Source organism: Marinobacter sp. E2 (assembly GCF_055755345.1).
In genome coordinates this window covers 2,702,434-2,717,521 of sequence record NZ_CM146911.1, presented here as the reverse complement: position 1 = coordinate 2,717,521, position 15,088 = coordinate 2,702,434, and the positions used below count along the sequence as shown (strand labels likewise).

At 61.8% G+C, this 15,088-nt stretch carries 16 protein-coding genes; 10 read left to right on the top strand and 6 right to left on the bottom strand.

Annotation, left to right across the window (positions count from 1 at the left end):
* The first annotated feature begins 11 nt into the window (after window positions 1–11).
* Window positions 12–1,307, top strand: a complete 1,296-nt coding sequence (locus AC0J1C_RS12385; RefSeq protein WP_375192200.1) for an adenylosuccinate synthase — start codon at window positions 12–14, stop codon at window positions 1,305–1,307.
* Between the two features lie 84 nt (window positions 1,308–1,391).
* Here the strand turns inward: AC0J1C_RS12385 and cmoB are convergent, their stop codons facing one another.
* Genes cmoB through AC0J1C_RS12360 form a run of 5 tightly spaced genes read right to left on the bottom strand, consistent with a single transcriptional unit; the run spans window position 1,392 to window position 5,013 of the window.
* Window positions 1,392–2,384, bottom strand: a complete 993-nt coding sequence (gene cmoB, locus AC0J1C_RS12380; protein WP_473044154.1) for a tRNA 5-methoxyuridine(34)/uridine 5-oxyacetic acid(34) synthase CmoB — start codon at window positions 2,382–2,384, stop codon at window positions 1,392–1,394.
* Window positions 2,381–3,166 carry a carboxy-S-adenosyl-L-methionine synthase CmoA gene (gene cmoA, locus AC0J1C_RS12375; protein ID WP_473044152.1) on the bottom strand — a complete coding sequence of 262 codons (786 nt, stop codon included), beginning with the start codon at window positions 3,164–3,166 and terminating at the stop codon, window positions 2,381–2,383. The genes cmoB and cmoA overlap by 4 nt, the downstream gene beginning before the upstream one ends.
* A complete protein-coding gene (locus tag AC0J1C_RS12370) occupies window positions 3,159–3,527 on the bottom strand; it encodes a kinase (protein ID WP_473044151.1) in 369 nt (122 codons plus the stop codon). The genes cmoA and AC0J1C_RS12370 overlap by 8 nt, the downstream gene beginning before the upstream one ends.
* Before the next feature lie 32 nt (window positions 3,528–3,559).
* Complete coding sequence (locus tag AC0J1C_RS12365; protein ID WP_473044150.1) at window positions 3,560–4,576, bottom strand: serine/threonine protein kinase; 1,017 nt, start codon at window positions 4,574–4,576, stop codon at window positions 3,560–3,562.
* Window positions 4,577–4,587: 11 nt separating this feature from the next.
* Complete coding sequence (locus AC0J1C_RS12360; RefSeq protein ID WP_473044148.1) at window positions 4,588–5,013, bottom strand: hypothetical protein; 426 nt, start codon at window positions 5,011–5,013, stop codon at window positions 4,588–4,590.
* Between the two features lie 149 nt (window positions 5,014–5,162).
* On the opposite strand from AC0J1C_RS12360, the gene AC0J1C_RS12355 reads away from it, so the two are divergent.
* The gene (locus AC0J1C_RS12355; RefSeq protein WP_473044147.1) at window positions 5,163–6,272 is read left to right on the top strand and encodes an NAD(P)/FAD-dependent oxidoreductase; all 1,110 of its coding nucleotides are present in this window, start codon (window positions 5,163–5,165) and stop codon (window positions 6,270–6,272) included.
* A 240-nt stretch (window positions 6,273–6,512) separates the two neighbouring features.
* On the opposite strand, the gene AC0J1C_RS12350 is transcribed toward AC0J1C_RS12355, so the two are convergent.
* The gene (locus AC0J1C_RS12350; protein ID WP_473044146.1) at window positions 6,513–7,256 is read right to left on the bottom strand and encodes a ComF family protein; all 744 of its coding nucleotides are present in this window, start codon (window positions 7,254–7,256) and stop codon (window positions 6,513–6,515) included.
* 41 nt (window positions 7,257–7,297) lie between these two features.
* On the opposite strand from AC0J1C_RS12350, the gene bioB reads away from it, so the two are divergent.
* The 8 genes from bioB (at window position 7,298) to AC0J1C_RS12310 (ending at window position 15,031) form a co-directional block, all read left to right on the top strand.
* Entirely contained in the window at window positions 7,298–8,356 is a 1,059-nt protein-coding gene (bioB, locus tag AC0J1C_RS12345; protein ID WP_473044145.1) for a biotin synthase BioB, read from the top strand.
* A 164-nt stretch (window positions 8,357–8,520) separates the two neighbouring features.
* Complete coding sequence (bioF, locus tag AC0J1C_RS12340; RefSeq protein WP_473046547.1) at window positions 8,521–9,696, top strand: 8-amino-7-oxononanoate synthase; 1,176 nt, start codon at window positions 8,521–8,523, stop codon at window positions 9,694–9,696.
* A complete protein-coding gene (locus AC0J1C_RS12335; protein WP_473044143.1) occupies window positions 9,693–10,448 on the top strand; it encodes an alpha/beta fold hydrolase in 756 nt (251 codons plus the stop codon). Before bioF ends, AC0J1C_RS12335 begins: the two co-directional genes overlap by 4 nt.
* Window positions 10,445–11,266, top strand: a complete 822-nt coding sequence (gene bioC, locus AC0J1C_RS12330) for a malonyl-ACP O-methyltransferase BioC (RefSeq protein ID WP_473044142.1) — start codon at window positions 10,445–10,447, stop codon at window positions 11,264–11,266. Before AC0J1C_RS12335 ends, bioC begins: the two co-directional genes overlap by 4 nt.
* Before the next feature lie 55 nt (window positions 11,267–11,321).
* Window positions 11,322–12,014: a dethiobiotin synthase gene (gene bioD / locus AC0J1C_RS12325; RefSeq protein ID WP_375183385.1), complete on the top strand. Its 693-nt coding sequence runs from the start codon at window positions 11,322–11,324 to the stop codon at window positions 12,012–12,014.
* Between the two features lie 51 nt (window positions 12,015–12,065).
* Window positions 12,066–12,311, top strand: a complete 246-nt coding sequence (locus tag AC0J1C_RS12320) for a flagellar basal body rod C-terminal domain-containing protein (RefSeq protein WP_091986757.1) — start codon at window positions 12,066–12,068, stop codon at window positions 12,309–12,311.
* Window positions 12,312–12,422: 111 nt separating this feature from the next.
* Window positions 12,423–12,959, top strand: a complete 537-nt coding sequence (locus AC0J1C_RS12315) for a putative metalloprotease CJM1_0395 family protein (protein ID WP_473044140.1) — start codon at window positions 12,423–12,425, stop codon at window positions 12,957–12,959.
* Between the two features lie 272 nt (window positions 12,960–13,231).
* Window positions 13,232–15,031: an acyl-CoA dehydrogenase C-terminal domain-containing protein gene (locus tag AC0J1C_RS12310; RefSeq protein ID WP_091990814.1), complete on the top strand. Its 1,800-nt coding sequence runs from the start codon at window positions 13,232–13,234 to the stop codon at window positions 15,029–15,031.
* Window positions 15,032–15,088: the final 57 nt, after the last annotated feature.

Here is a 15,088-nt window from a genome sequence, read left to right as displayed (position 1 = left end):
GAGAGAGAATCATGGGTAAAAACGTTGTTGTGCTGGGCACCCAGTGGGGTGATGAAGGCAAGGGTAAGATTGTGGATCTGCTGACCGATAAGGTCGCTGCCGTGGTGCGTTTCCAGGGCGGGCACAATGCCGGTCACACCCTGGTCATTGACGGCAAGAAAACGGCGCTGCACCTGATCCCTTCCGGTATTCTGCGCCAGCATGTGTACTGCCTGATCGGCAATGGCGTGGTGCTGTCGCCGGAAGCCCTGCTCAAGGAAGTGCGCCAGCTGGAAGCCAACGACGTGGCGGTACGGGATCGCCTGCGCATCAGCCTGGCCTGTCCGATCATCCTGCGTACCCACGTTCGCATTGACCAGGCCCGGGAAAAAGCCCGCGGCGTCGACAAGATCGGCACCACCGGTCGTGGTATCGGCCCGGCCTACGAAGACAAGGTCTCCCGCCGCGGTCTGCGCCTGGGTGACCTGTGCAACCCGGCAGATTTCGAAGCCAAGCTGCGCGAGATCATGGCTTACCACAACTTCATTCTGACCGAGTACTACAAGGAAGAGCCGGAAGACATCGACGCGGCCCTGGAAGAGCTCAGGCAGATGGGTGACGAAATCCTGCCCATGGCGGCGGACGTGACCGACATGCTGCACGACTTCCGCAAGCGTGGTGAGAACATCCTGTTCGAGGGCGCCCAGGGCTCCCTGCTGGACATCGACCTGGGTACCTATCCGTACGTGACCTCCTCCAACACCACCGCGGGCGGTACCGCCACCGGCTCCGGTTTTGGTCCGCTGTTCCTGGATTACGTGCTGGGCATCACCAAGGCCTACACCACCCGTGTTGGTTCCGGGCCCTTCCCGACCGAGCTGTTCGACGACATGGGCAAGCACCTGGCGGTCAAGGGTAACGAAGTCGGCACCACCACGGGTCGCGCCCGTCGCTGTGGCTGGTTCGACGCTGTGGCCCTGCGTCACGCCATCCAGATCAACAGCGTGTCCGGCATCTGCCTGACCAAGCTGGACGTGCTCGATGGACTGGAGACGGTGAAGGTGTGCGTGGGTTACAAGACCCCGAACGGCGAGATCTTCCGTCCGCCCATCGGCTGCGACAGCTATAAAGACATCGAGCCGGTCTATGAAGAGCTGCCGGGCTGGAGCGAAAGCACCGTGGGTCTGACCAGCATCGACCAGCTTCCGGAAAACGCCAAGGCGTACATCCGTTTCCTGGAGGAGCAGATCGAGGCACCGATCGACGTAATCTCTACTGGTCCCGATCGCATCGAGACCATCACGTTGCGGCATCCGTTCGGCGACTGATCACCACGGATTCAGAAGAACCGCCCTGCCGAAAGGCACGGCGGTTTTTTTGTGGCTTTACCCAATCGCTGCTTCGATGCTGAATCAGGGTTTTTCGGCAATCACCGTGGCGCGAAGCGGGCCGGGATAGCCCTCCACCGTGCGTGTAGGATCGTCCGGATCCAGAAAATCCTGCAGGGAGTTGAAGCGCATCCAGTCGGTCGTGCGTTGCTCATCAGTGGTGGTGGCGGTTACGTCCACTACCCGGGCGTTGCGGAAACCGGTCCGATCAAGCCAGCGCAGCAGGGTGTCGCAGCTGGGCAGGAACCAGACGTTGCGCATCTGGCCATAGCGATCCTCGGGCATCAGGCTGTAGCCTTCCGGCCCCTCTACCACCAGGGTTTCGAGCACCAGTTCACCGCCGCGCCTGAGTGTGCCCTTCAACTCGAGCAGGTGATCCAGCGGTGACCGGCGGTGATAAAGCACGCCCATGGAAAAGGTGCTGTCGAAGGTCTCCAGATCGGCGGGCATATCCTCCATACGGATCGGCAGCAGGTCCACCGGCACCTCGCCCAGGTAATCCTTGACGCTCAGGAACTGGAACAGGAACAGCAGGCCCGGGTCTATGCCAATCACCCGGCTGGCGCCTTCGCCCAACATTCGCCAGCAGTGGTAGCCGGAGCCACAGCCAACATCCAGTATCCGTCGGCCGGACAGGTCCGAGAGGTAAGGTGCCACCCGATCCCATTTCCAGTCCGAGCGCCACTCGGTATCAATGTGCGTGCCGAAGAAATCGAATGGGCCCTTACGCCAGGGCATCAGGCCTCGCAGCCCCTGTTCCAGCTGGTTTTGCTCTTCCGCTGTCAACGGGCGCGGACTGTTCAGGGTGATGGCGGATCGGTCGAGGTGGGCGCCCACATTGGCCAATTCGGGCAGCCGATCCAGGGCAGCCTGCCAGCGTGGCAGGTCACCGTGGGGCTGATCCTCAAAACGCCGTATCAGTTGGGCCTGCAGCGTCTCGGTCCAGGCGCCGAGGCCGTCGGCGACCAGGGTGTCGAGCAGTGGACCAAAGCGGTTGCGCCAGTTGAACTCCGTCATGGTGATTCGCTGTCGGTCGGGCTGGCCTTGATCGCCAGCATGGAAACAAAATTAAAGCATTGATACCAGACCAGAACCCGCTCGAAGCCGGCGGCCAACAGCCGCGAACGGTGGGCCTCCAGCGTTTCCGGAATCAACACCTGTTCGATGGCCGTGCGTTTCTGGCTGATTTCCAGGTCTGAGTAACCGTTGGCCCGTTTGAATTCGTGGTGCAGTCGGGTCTGGATGGCTTGTTCTGTCTCGGATTCGAAGCGGATTTTCTCGGAAAGAATCAGCACGCCGCCCGGGCGCGTCGCCTCGGCGATCCGGCTCAGTAGACCTGCGCGTTTGCCTGGATCGACAAACTGCAGGGTGAAATTCAGGGTGGTGACCGATGCATCGGTCAGCTCCGTGTCCAGAATGTCTTCGCAGCGCAGGTGAACCGGCAGGGGGCTGTCGTCCAGGGCTATGTAATGTTCGCAGCGCTCGATCATGGCGCTGGAATTGTCCACGCCCACCAGGGTGCAATCCTTGTGGCGGATGCCGTGGCGCATGGCCAGGGTGGAGGCACCCAGGGAACAGCCCAGGTCGTAACAGTGGGAGCCCGGTTGGGCATACTGCTCGGTGATCACCTCGATCATCGGGATGACCGTGGTGTAGCCGGGTACCGAGCGCCGGATCATGTCCGGGAAGACACGGGCCACGGAGGCGTCAAACCGGAAATCCTCGGGTTTGCGTTCGGTGGCGAACAGCCTGTCCGTGAGTTGTTCCGGTGGGCTGTCTGGCTTGCGTGATTCACTCATTGCTGGTGTTGGCCTCCGGCTGATCCGGCACGGCCGGTGCCGTGGGCGTGGGGCGGCGGCAGCGAACCCCGCGATTCTTGTAGTCCACCAGGATGCCGCGGAAAGACGGATCCACGTCGGCGGCGATGGCCAGGTATCCGTTCTCGCATACCGCATGCAGCTCCGAGGCTTTCGGCGACATGCGGAAAGTCTCGCCCTCGGTTACGTGGATAGCCTGGAAATCCCCAACCGGTACATGATCCTTGTTGTCGGAATGGTCGATCCTGCCGCTCATTTCCAGCACCGTAACCGTGCCGATTACGGCCACCAGTGCCGTAACAATCAGGCTGCGAACAGTGTAGCGGGCCTCGCTCTGGCTCATGCCTACCTCGTTTCAGAAAAGTGTGTGTGAACTCAGTACTGGCCGGGCACCGAAATGGCCGGCGACTGCAGGGCGGAAAGCTGTTCCCGCAGCGAGAGAATCTGATCGGACCAGAACCGGGGCTGGGCAAACCAGGGGAAAAAGCGTGGGAAAGCCGGGTCATCCCAGCGTTTGGCCAGCCAGGCACAGTGGGCAATCTGGCGGTAGCAGCGCAGCGGCTCGATCAGGTGGCGCTCCCGCCGATTGAACTGTCTGAACATCTCATAGCCTTCGAGCAGTTCGCCCAGCTGGGCGCCACGCTCGTGGTCATCGCCATTGAGCAGAAGCCACATGTCCTGGATGGCGGGGCCGGTACGGCAATCGTCCAGATCCACAAACAGCATCTGCTCATCCCGGCATAGAATGTTTCCGGCATGGCAGTCCCCATGCAGGCGGACTGTTTCAACGGGCCCGGCCTCATCAATCCGGGCCGCACACAGCGAGTGCAAATCCGGGATCAGGCTGTCCCATGCGGGCCGCAGGTCCGCGGGAATCCAGCCGCCCTCCAGCAGAATGCGGTTGCTTTCAAGCAGTCCCTCCAGCGGTGAGATCTGCGACCGGTGCCGGAACGGCTGGCGGGCACCAATGTTGTGAATCTGGCCAAGCCACTGTCCCAGCCGGTACAGGGTGTCGGTCACACTGGTGTCCGGTGCCTGGCCACCGCGTTGCGGAAACACAGCAAACCGGAACTCGCCATGGCGCCCAAGGGTGTCGCCAGAGGCCAGCTCCACCGGGGCGACCACCGGGATGTCGGCGTTCAGCAGTTCCAGCGTGAACGCGTGCTCCTCACGGATGGCTTCCTCACTCCAGCGGCCCGGTCGGTAGAACTTGGCAATGACTGGTGAACCCTCGTCCAGCCCCACCTGATACACGCGGTTCTCGTAGCTGTTCAGGGCAAACAGCCGCCCGCTGACGGCAAATCCGGCGTCCTCCATGGCGTCCAGGATGACGTCCGGAGTGAGCGCGTCGTAGGGGTGGCGTGAGGCAGACAGTGCCGGATCGTCAGTCATAGGAGGGTGTGTCAGAGCCTTGTGTCGTATTTGGATTTCATGGACTGCAGATGGTACCAGTTTTCATCCAGCTCCCAGCGGATGCGCGCGATCCCGGATGCGCCCAGTACCACGTCGCCGGCACGGGCCTGCACCTGGGCCAGTTCGCGCTCGGCCCGTTGCCAGTCCCGGTGACTGTCGCCGAGGTTCCGCATGCTCGGAAACACCGCTGCCAGCGCCTCATGGGTCGATGTGGTGTGGGATCGCAGCGAGCTCATGATGGCAGTATCGCCTTCAACCCGCAGAACCCGGTGTTTGTAGGGGTAACTGGACACTACATCATCGGCCTTCAGCCGCTCGTTGAGGCTGATCACCTCAAAACCACGCCAGCCCAGCCAGCCGACGAACAAGGCGGCGACCACCATTACCAGAACAAACTGCTTCCTGTCAGACATCATTACCGAGGCTCCATGCACTGCGTACCGGCGACAATTATAACCGGTATGACTGCCCGAGTAATCTGCCCGCCCGACGCAGGCCGGTTTTCGCGCCAATTGAAAGTTGGGGTAAGCTTATCGCGCAGAGAATCCGGAGAGGGCAACCACAGGTGACAGAAGACGCACTGGAAACAGGAACGGTGGTGATAGGCGCCGGCGTAATCGGCCTGGCGGTGGCCCGGGCGCTGGCCAGGGCAGGGCAGGAGGTGATTGTGCTCGAGAGCGCAGGTCGCTTCGGCGAGGGCATTTCCTCCCGCAACAGCGAAGTCATCCATGCCGGAATCTATTACCCGGCTGGCTCCCTTAAGGCCAGGTTGTGCGTGGACGGTCGCCAGAGATTGTACGAGTACTGCCAGAGCCATCAGATCCGCCACCAGAAATGCGGCAAATGGATTGTGGCCACTGGCGAAGCCCAGGACGCCAGACTCCTCGACATACAGGCCGCCGCCGCAGCCAACGGCGTGGAACTGGCCCTGGTGCCGGCGCATCGCCTGAAAGAAAAACTCCCCGATCTGAGCGCAAGCTCCGGCCTCTGGTCGCCGGAGACCGGCATCGTCGACAGCAACGGCTTGATGCTCTCCCTGCTCGGGGAACTTGAGGACGCCGGCGGGCAAGTGGCCTTCCACTCCCCGGTGATCGCTGCCGAATCCGACAGCCATGGCCACCGCCTGCAGATTGGTGGCGAAACCCCGCTGGCACTCAAAGCCACAACCGTCATCAACGCCGCCGGCCTGGGCGCCGCTCCCCTGGCTCAGGCGTGGAAGGGCTTGCCAGACAGCGCCAAACCCCGGCAATGGCTCGCCCGCGGTGTCTACTTCAGCTACAGCGGTCGCACCCCATTCAACACCCTCATCTATCCGGTCCCTGAACCCGGCGGCCTAGGCGTTCACCTGACCCTCGACCTGGCCGGCCAGGCCCGTTTCGGCCCGGACGTGGAGTGGATCGACAAAGAAGACTACACCGTTGACCCCGCCCGGATGGAGACCTTCGCAAACGGCATCCGCCAATGGTGGCCGGACCTGGACGCCTCCCGTCTGCAACCGGCCTACGCCGGCATACGACCCAAACTGGCGGGGCCTGAGGACGGTTTTGCAGACTTCCGGATTGATGGCCCCGAAGAACACGGCGTTTCCGGGTTGGTGAATTTGTTTGGGATCGAATCGCCGGGGCTGACATCGTGTTTGGCTATCGCAGACATGGTGAGAGAAAAGCTGATCTGAATGCTAATGACAGGTTCGGGCGCAGGGCGGGGTGGCCTTCCCGGGATTGTAGAGGGCCAAGGATGGCCCGAAACAAGCGCACATGGGTGAGGCCGAGCGCTTATGAAGCGAAGCTTCGTGCGACAGCCGAACGACAGCAATCTGTGATTGCTGGCTGGACCCGCGTGCGGGTGCTTGTAGCGTATCCCGGGAAGGCCACCCCGCCCTGCGCATGCTCCCGAGTTCAAATAGTAAAAAAAGTTACCCGGGTGTCCGAGCCAAAGCCCACACCTGAATCTCCTGCGCCCCCGCCTCCCGCAAAACCGCCGCCAACACCCGAACCGTCGCCCCGGTCGTCACCACATCGTCCACAATGGCCACCCGCGCCGGCACCTCCGACACCACCTCGAATACGCCCCGAAGATTCGCCAACCGCGCCTCCCGGTTCAGCTCCCGCTGGGAGCGCACGCGCCGAACACGCCGGACCGCATCGCTGGCAACCGGAATACCCAGGTGCCTGCCCAGGGTTTCGGCAATGTCCTGAGCCTGATTGAAACCTCGCTGCCGGCGCCGCCGGGCATGCATGGGCGCCGGAATCAGCGCCTCAGGCCGCGCCACGCGCCCGCAGGCCAGTGCCTGCTCCGCAATTCCGGCGAAATCCTCCATCAGGGGCCGACCGAACTTGCGCTGCCCGTTGTACTTGTAACGACCGATCATGCCGTCCACGGGGTATTGGTAACGCCAGGGCACCAGGGCGATATCGAAAGATGGTGGATTTTTGAGGCAGTCCCCGCACAGCAATTCTGACGACGGAAACGCCAGGGGCAGGGCGCAGCAGCGGCAGTGCCACTGGTTCGCCGGCAGGTCGCCCCGGCAGGGGTCGCATAAGCCATTGAAAGCCCTGGAAGAAAGGCAGGCAACACAGAGGCCGCCGTGTTTGACGCTGTTAACCTTTCGTTCCATGAAGGTTGACAGCCAGTTCAGTCCCTTTATCATCTCATTCATCCGTAAACCCAGAGACCGGGACAGGTTAACAGGACTTTCACATGACCGCGACAGAACTCCGCCACGACTGGAAACTGCAAGAAGCCCGCGAGCTTTTCGAGCTCCCTTTCAACGATCTTCTGTTCCGTGCCCAGACCGTGCACCGGCAGCACTTTGATCCGAACGAGGTGCAGGTGAGCACCCTGCTGTCGATAAAGACCGGCGCCTGCCCTGAGGATTGCAAGTATTGCCCCCAGAGCGGTCATTACAATACCGGCCTTGAGAAAGAGAAGCTGCTGGAGATTGAAAAAGTGGTGGCCGAGGCCCGTGCCGCCAAGGAGAAAGGCGCCTCCCGATTCTGCATGGGCGCGGCCTGGCGCAGCCCCTCGAAGAAAGACATGCCCTATGTCCTGGATATGGTAAAGCAGGTCAAGTCACTCGGCCTGGAAACCTGCATGACCCTGGGCATGCTGAAGGAAGAGCAGGCCGTTGAGCTGGCCGAGGCCGGCCTGGATTACTACAACCACAACCTCGATACCTCCGAGAAGTACTACAGCCATATCATTACCACCCGAACTTACCAAGACCGTCTGGATACCCTGGATAACGTGCGCAAGGCCGGCATGAAAGTGTGCTGTGGCGGCATCATGGGCATGGGTGAAGACGAGGACGATCGCGTGGGCCTGCTGGTGCAACTGGCGAACCTGCCGCACCATCCGGAGAGCGTGCCGGTGAACATGCTGGTGAAGGTGAAAGGCACGCCCATGGAGAATGTCGAGGATCTGGATCCGTTCGAGTTCATCCGTATTATCGCGGTGGCGCGGATCATGATGCCGGCGTCCCACGTTCGTCTCTCTGCAGGCCGGGAAAACATGAACGAGCAGATGCAGGCCCTGTGTTTCATGGCCGGCGCTAACTCCATTTTCTACGGTGAGAAACTGCTCACTACCGCCAACCCGGAAGCCGATGCCGACATGATGCTGTTCAAGCGTCTGGGTATCCGGCCGGAGCAGCGGGAGCAGTGTGCCTCAGAGGCGCAGGAAGAGGAGGCGATTGCCGAAGCGGTGGAGTATGAGGCGACTCGCCATATGTTCTATGACGCGACTCGGGAGTCTGCCTAGAAGGTTTCATCGGTCTCGGGGAAGCGACAAGCAGGTAAGGCTCCCCGGGATACGCTACGAGCACATCCATGTGCGCTTGTTTCGGGCCGTCCCTGGCCCTCTACAATCCCGGGGAGCCTTACCCGCTTGTCGCCCGGGCCTATGAGTTGATTTCCAGGTGCACCGTGCGGGACTTTGCTTCAGAACTCGAACAGCGTAAACAGGCCGGCCTGTACCGTACCCGGCGGCTGATCTCCGGACCACAGCAGCCTGCCCTGGTGTCGGACGGCAAGCCGTTGTTGTCGTTCTGCAGTAACGATTACCTCGGCCTTGCCAGTCATTCGGGCAACCTGGACGCGCTTCGAGACGCGCTACCGGATACCGGCCTGGGGGGCGCGGCTTCCCATCTGATTTGCGGCCATCACGAGGCTCACCACGAGCTGGAACAGAGACTGGCGCGGTTTACCGGGCGCAGTTCGGCGCTGTTTTTCTCGACCGGTTACATGGCCAACCTGGGTGTGATTTCTGCCCTGGCCGGCCGTGGCGATACGATTTTTTCCGACCGACTCAATCATGCCTCGATCATTGACGGCTGCATTCTGAGCCGGGCCCGCGTGCGGCGTTATGCCCATGGTGACGTAGTGGCGTTGGAGGCGATGCTGGCGGAGACGTCGGGCCACAAGCTGGTAGTTACCGACGGGGTGTTCAGCATGGATGGCGATATTGCCCCGTTGGTGGAGCTCGCCCGCGTGTGTCGCGCCCATGATGCGTTGCTGGTGGTGGACGATGCACACGGAATGGGTGTGCTCGGGCCCCAGGGCAGGGGCAGTGTGATGGAGGCGGGTTTGTCGGAGCAGGATGTTCCTGTTTTGATTGGCACTCTGGGTAAAGCCGTGGGCACCAGCGGTGCGTTTGTGGCGGGGCCGGAACTGCTGATGGATTACCTGGTGCAGAAGGCCCGCACTTACATTTACACGACGGCGATGCCGCCGGCTCTGGCGAGGGCGACTGTTGCCAGTATCGATCTGATTGAGCGGGACGATGCCCGCCGTGCCCATGTCCTGGCACTGGTTGACCTTTTCCGTGCCGAGGCGACCGCCATGGGCTACGAACTGATGCCCTCCAGAACGCCGATCCAGCCTATTATGGTGGGCGGCAATCACCAGGCCCTTGCCCTGAGTCAGGCGCTGGAAGCCAGGGGATTGCTGGTGTCGGCGATTCGGCCCCCAACCGTCCCGGATGGTGAGGCGCGTTTGCGGGTTACCTTCAGTGCCGCACATACCGTGGAAGACCTGGAGCAGTTGCTGGGCGCCTTGTCGAGTTGCCGCGAGCTGCTGACTCAGGAGGGTGCGGAGGCATGAGTTCTGCCCGGGTGTGCCCGCGACTGATTGTGGTTGGAGGCTGGGGGGTTCCGGCGCAGATGCTGTCGGCCCTTTACGGCTTCTGGCCGGGAGAGGTGGTTCCAGTGTCGCTGGATGATGACCTCCTGTCCCGTTGCCACTCGCTATCCGAGGTTACCGACGAGCTGTTGTCGCTTTACCCTCAGCCTTCGGTGTGGATGGGGTGGTCCCTGGGTAGTCAGGTGGCAATGGGCGCGGCAGCGCGACAGACAGGGTCGGTATCCTCCGTCATCACCCTGGGTGGTTTTCCACGATTTGTGGCAGATGATGACTGGCCAACGGGGATGTCGGCGGCGGATTTTCGGGCCTTCTGCCGGGGAATCAGGCAGGACCCTGATCGGTATTGGCTGCATTTTCTGTTACTGATGATCAACGGAGCGATTGAAGAGCGTCAGGAGCGGCAGAAGCTGAAGCCCTGGCTGGAGTCTGGACCACAGGTCTCCCGCTCGCTGCTCGCCAGCAGCCTGGACTGGCTCGTGGCCCAGGATCAGTGCGATATCTGGCGATCGGCATCGGTGCCGGTCCTGCATGTCCTGGGCGGAAGGGATGCCGTCGTCAGGCCCTGGGCGGAAGGACGGGATGCTGGCATCCGTGGCCGTACCGCCGTGATACCCGGTATGGCTCACTGGCCAGGCGGTTGCTCGGCGTCTGACTGCTGGGGCGCCATACAGGCTTTCCTGTCGTCGGAGGAGGTGCCGGTGTGGGCATCATGAGTGGGCCACTCGAAACCCGTCTGGGTGCCTCCCGAACCCGAAAGACGGATATAGCCCGGGGCTTTGGCAACGCCAGCGGCACCTATGAGAGTGCCTCGCGCCTCCAGCGGTTCATGGGCAATTCGATGCTACAGAAGCTTCAGGCAATTGAGCTGGATCTTGCGGAGGGACAGGTGTTGGACCTCGGATGCGGTACCGGTTGGTTCACGCGCAAACTGCAGTCCCTGCAGCCCTCGGCAGCCATCACGGGTATTGACCTGTCACCGGGTATGATCCGGCAGGCGTCCGAAAGCCGTGCAGCGGCTGTTGACTGGCTGGTAGCTGACGCCGAGCATTTGCCGATTGCCAGTGGTAGTCAGGATCTGGTGTTCAGTAACCTGATGATTCAGTGGTGTGACGACCCCCGGGCGGTGCTTCGGGAGTGCCGGCGGGTTCTCCGCCCGGGCGGATGGCTGGTGATGTCCACGCTGCTGGATGGTACGCTCGCCGAGCTGAAATCTGCCTGGCAGGCGGCAGATCCCGGGCATCAGCATGTGAACCGGTTTGAAACCGCCAGTGACTTGCAGGTGAAGGTTGAAAGCCAGCTAGCCGGCGCTGACCTCGCGACCCGTACCATCCGTCTGCCCTATGCCTCTCCTATGGCCCTTGCAGCGGAGCTCCGGCATCTGGGTGCCGGATTTCGCGGTGCGGGGCGGCGCAAGGCCGCGACCGGTCCGGGGCGGTTGCGCGCCATGTGCGATGCCTACCCCAAAGAAGCAGACGGCACGGTTATGGCGAGCTACGAGGCGGCCTGGATTTACTGGCGTAAACATAAATAGTGCCCCCGCGAGCAGATGGCGGGATGGTCTCTGGAAGGTAAGGGCAGGGTTGGACATGGCAAAGAAATCCTATTTTGTGACGGGTACGGACACCGGCGTTGGCAAAACCATGGTGTCGGCAGCCATCCTTCATGCCGCCAGGGGCATGGGTAAGCGCACGCTTGCCATGAAACCGATTGCCTCTGGCTGTGACCGTACCCCGGAAGGCTTGCGCAACGAGGACGCGCTGATGCTTCAGGATGCCATCTCGGAACCCCTCGCCTACGAACTGATCAATCCGGTAGCCCTTGAACCGGCTATCGCGCCTCACGTAGCGGCGGAGCAGGCCGGGCGTCATATCACCGCCGACCGCCTTGTGGGCTACTGCCGGGGGTTGCAGATCCGCCCGGCGGATCTGCTGCTGGTGGAGGGTGCCGGCGGCTGGCGGGTACCACTGAACGACCGTGAGACCTATGCGGCATTCCCCAAGCTTCTCAATATGCCGGTTATCCTCGTGGTTTCCCTGAAGCTGGGCTGCATCAATCATGCGCTGTTGAGCGCAGAAGCCATACGCAACGATGGTCTCGCCCTGGCCGGCTGGGTGGCCAACCGAAGTGAGCCCGATCCCATGGCCTGCGAGCAGGACACGCTGAACTACCTGGTCAACCATCTGGGTGCACCATGCCTCGGGATACTGCCCTGGATCGAGAACGGTGGCCCGGAGGTTCTGGCCAAGTATCTGAACATCGACGGACTGTTTGAAAATTGACCAGAACTGTGGCTTAATTGTGCCAATTAATGGTCATTCGGGGTGGCTGTCATGATCGGTAATACACTCTCCATCGGTATCCAGGGTATCCAGGACGGCATGGTCGGTATGGAGAATGCTGCCCGGAAAATTGCCCGTGGCGGTGTTGATGGCCCCCAGGGCACGGCCGAAGGCGCTGGCAACCTGATCGAGCCGATTGTCGACCTGAAAATCTATGAGCGCAGCGTGGAAGCGTCCGCCCAGGTGGTAAAGACTGCCGACGAAACCCTCGGCACCCTGCTGGATATCATGGCCTGATCCGAGGCCGAAAACGTGATTCCCTCTCTTTCGCCAGCTTTTCCCTCAGCTGTCCCGGCTATCGTTAGCCGCTCGGCTCCCTCGAGTGATGAGGGTTCGTCCGGGGCGCCCGTGTCAGCCGACACGCGCTCCCAAGCCGAGAAGTCTTCGAATCCCAGTGAGGAGCTGTCATCACGGGCCAGTCGGTCGGCGGCCGATAATGCCCGCGGCCTCACGGAACAGGAACTCAAGCAGCTGTCCGAGCTGAAAGCCCGGGACCGCGAAGTGCGCGCCCATGAATCGGCGCACCAGGCGGTGGGCGGCCAGTACGCAGGGTCCGTTTCCTACACGTATCAGCGCGGTCCCGACGGTGCCCAGTACGCAGTGGGCGGCGAGGTATCGATTGATGTTGCGCCGGTCCAGGGCGACCCGCAGGCCACCATCGAGAAGATGCGCGTGGTGCGGGCGGCGGCCCTTGCCCCCGCAGAGCCCTCCGGGCAGGACCGTGCAGTGGCCGCTCAGGCCATGCAGCTCATGCTTCAGGCGCAGGCCGAACTGGCTACCGAAAAGGGCGTATCGCGCACGGCGAGTGACGCCTATCGGGACGTGTCACGCCTCGGCGAACAGGAGTCTGAAGACGCGTCCTCGTTCGAACCCGTTACCGCCTGATTAACAGCGCTGCATAGCTGCTTTTCCCCATCCCCCTGCATTGCATAGTCCGGTCCGGCCGTGGGCCTGGAACGCCCAAACCGTGCCTGGCTGGTGACACAACGCAACACAAATTTTTCATCCGGCTATTGACAATTCTGTGCCAGTAAACGTATGTTTCAAACAAGTGTTTAATTAAGGCCGCGGCGCACAGCGTTGCGGTGTCTGAGCAAACCCAAGGCCGTAAGCTGTCATTCCTGATTCAGCTGAGACCGAAAACCGAGGTGGATTCCATGCCTGAATACAAAGCGCCCCTGCGTGACATCAAATTCGTAATGAACGAGCTGCTGAACAGCGAGCAGCACTACGCCAATCTGGAAGGCGCGGAAGACGCAACTCCGGATATGGTCGATGCCATTATCGCGGAAGGTGCCAAGTTCTGTGAGCAGGTACTGTCTCCGCTGAATCAGGTGGGTGACAAGGAAGGCTGCACCTGGAGCGAAGACGGTGTAAAAACGCCGACCGGCTTCAAAGAGGCATATCAGCAGTACGTGGAAGGCGGCTGGCCGTCCATGACGGCTGATCCGAACTACGGCGGCCAGGGCCTGCCGCACTCCCTGGGCCTGGTTATGAGCGAAATGGTCGGTACCGCCAACTGGTCCTGGGGTATGTACCCTGGTCTGAGCCACGGCGCCACCAACACCATTGAGGCCCATGGCACCGAGGAGCAGAAGCAGACCTACCTCACCAAACTGATCAGCGGTGAGTGGACCGGTACCATGTGTCTGACCGAGCCGCACTGTGGCTCCGACCTGGGTACCTTGCGCACCAAGGCTGAGCCCAATGCCGACGGCACCTACGCTATCACCGGTACCAAGATCTTCATCTCAGCCGGCGAGCACGACATGGCCGAGAACATCGTCCATATCGTCCTGGCACGTCTGCCGGGCGCGCCGGAAGGCACCAAGGGTATCTCCCTGTTCATCGTGCCCAAGTGCCTGCCGAACGAAGACGGCTCCGCTGGCGAGCGCAATGCGGTGTCCTGCGGTTCCATCGAGCACAAGATGGGTATCCACGGTAACGCCACTTGCGTAATGAACTTTGACGGCGCCAAGGGCTGGCTGATCGGGCCGGAGAACAAGGGCCTGAACTGCATGTTCACGTTTATGAACACTGCCCGTATCGGTACTGCCATCCAGGGTCTGGGTGCCGCCGAGCTGGGCTTCCAGGGCTCCCTGGCCTACGCCAAAGAGCGTCTGGCGATGCGCTCCCTGAGCGGTCCGAAGAACCCGGAAGGCATTGCTGACCCGATCATCGTGCACCCGGACGTGCGTCGCATGCTGCTGACCCAGAAGGCCGTTGCCGAGGGCGCCCGCGCGCTGATCTACCTGACCGCGCAGCAGGCCGACATTGTTCACAGCGGCAAGACCGACGAAGAGCGTCGTGCAGCGGACGAGGCACTGGGCTTCCTGACCCCGATCGCCAAGGCGTTCCTGACCGAAATCGGTTACGAGGCAGCCAACCTGGGCATGCAGGTGTTCGGTGGCCACGGCTTCATCGCCGAATGGGGCATGGAGCAGAACGTTCGTGACGCCCGTATCGGCATGATCTACGAGGGCACCACCGGCATCCAGGCGCTGGACCTGCTGGGCCGTAAGGTACTGATGACCCAGGGCGAGTCTCTGCGCGGCTTCACCAAGCAGGTGCACCTGTTCTGCAAGGAAAACGCCGAAAACGAACAGCTGAAGGAATTCATCGAGCCGCTGGCCGCCATGAACAAGGAGTGGGGCGAGCTGACCACCAAGATCGGTATGTCGGCGATGAAGAACCGCGAGGAAGTGGGTGCGGCGTCTGTCGATTACTTGATGTACTCCGGCTACGCCGTGTTTGCCTACCTGTGGGCCCGTATGGCCAAGGTAGCGCTGGACCGGATGGTTGAGGGCACCTCCGAGGAGATGTTCTACAACGCCAAGGTGCAGACCGCGCGCTTCTACTTCAAGCGCATGCTGCCGAAGGCCCGGGGCCATGCCGAGAGCATGCTCGCTGGTGCCGACAGCCTGATGGATATGCCTGAGGAAGCCTTCGCCATCTAAGGCGCGGGCACCGAAGGACAGTTCAGAAGGACACAAAGCCCGCGCTCTCCGGAGGCG

Coding starts and splice junctions, on each gene's coding strand:
- AC0J1C_RS12385 (WP_375192200.1), top strand. CDS start 12: ATGGGTAAAAACGTTGTTGTGCTGGGCACCCAGTGGGGTGATGAAGGC.
- cmoB (WP_473044154.1), bottom strand. CDS start 2,384: ATGACGGAGTTCAACTGGCGCAACCGCTTTGGTCCACTGCTCGACACC.
- cmoA (WP_473044152.1), bottom strand. CDS start 3,166: ATGAGTGAATCACGCAAGCCAGACAGCCCACCGGAACAACTCACGGAC.
- AC0J1C_RS12370 (WP_473044151.1), bottom strand. CDS start 3,527: ATGAGCCAGAGCGAGGCCCGCTACACTGTTCGCAGCCTGATTGTTACG.
- AC0J1C_RS12365 (WP_473044150.1), bottom strand. CDS start 4,576: ATGACTGACGATCCGGCACTGTCTGCCTCACGCCACCCCTACGACGCG.
- AC0J1C_RS12360 (WP_473044148.1), bottom strand. CDS start 5,013: ATGATGTCTGACAGGAAGCAGTTTGTTCTGGTAATGGTGGTCGCCGCC.
- AC0J1C_RS12350 (WP_473044146.1), bottom strand. CDS start 7,256: ATGAATGAGATGATAAAGGGACTGAACTGGCTGTCAACCTTCATGGAA.
- bioB (WP_473044145.1), top strand. CDS start 7,298: ATGACCGCGACAGAACTCCGCCACGACTGGAAACTGCAAGAAGCCCGC.
- AC0J1C_RS12335 (WP_473044143.1), top strand. CDS start 9,693: ATGAGTTCTGCCCGGGTGTGCCCGCGACTGATTGTGGTTGGAGGCTGG.
- bioC (WP_473044142.1), top strand. CDS start 10,445: ATGAGTGGGCCACTCGAAACCCGTCTGGGTGCCTCCCGAACCCGAAAG.
- bioD (WP_375183385.1), top strand. CDS start 11,322: ATGGCAAAGAAATCCTATTTTGTGACGGGTACGGACACCGGCGTTGGC.
- AC0J1C_RS12320 (WP_091986757.1), top strand. CDS start 12,066: ATGATCGGTAATACACTCTCCATCGGTATCCAGGGTATCCAGGACGGC.
- AC0J1C_RS12310 (WP_091990814.1), top strand. CDS start 13,232: ATGCCTGAATACAAAGCGCCCCTGCGTGACATCAAATTCGTAATGAAC.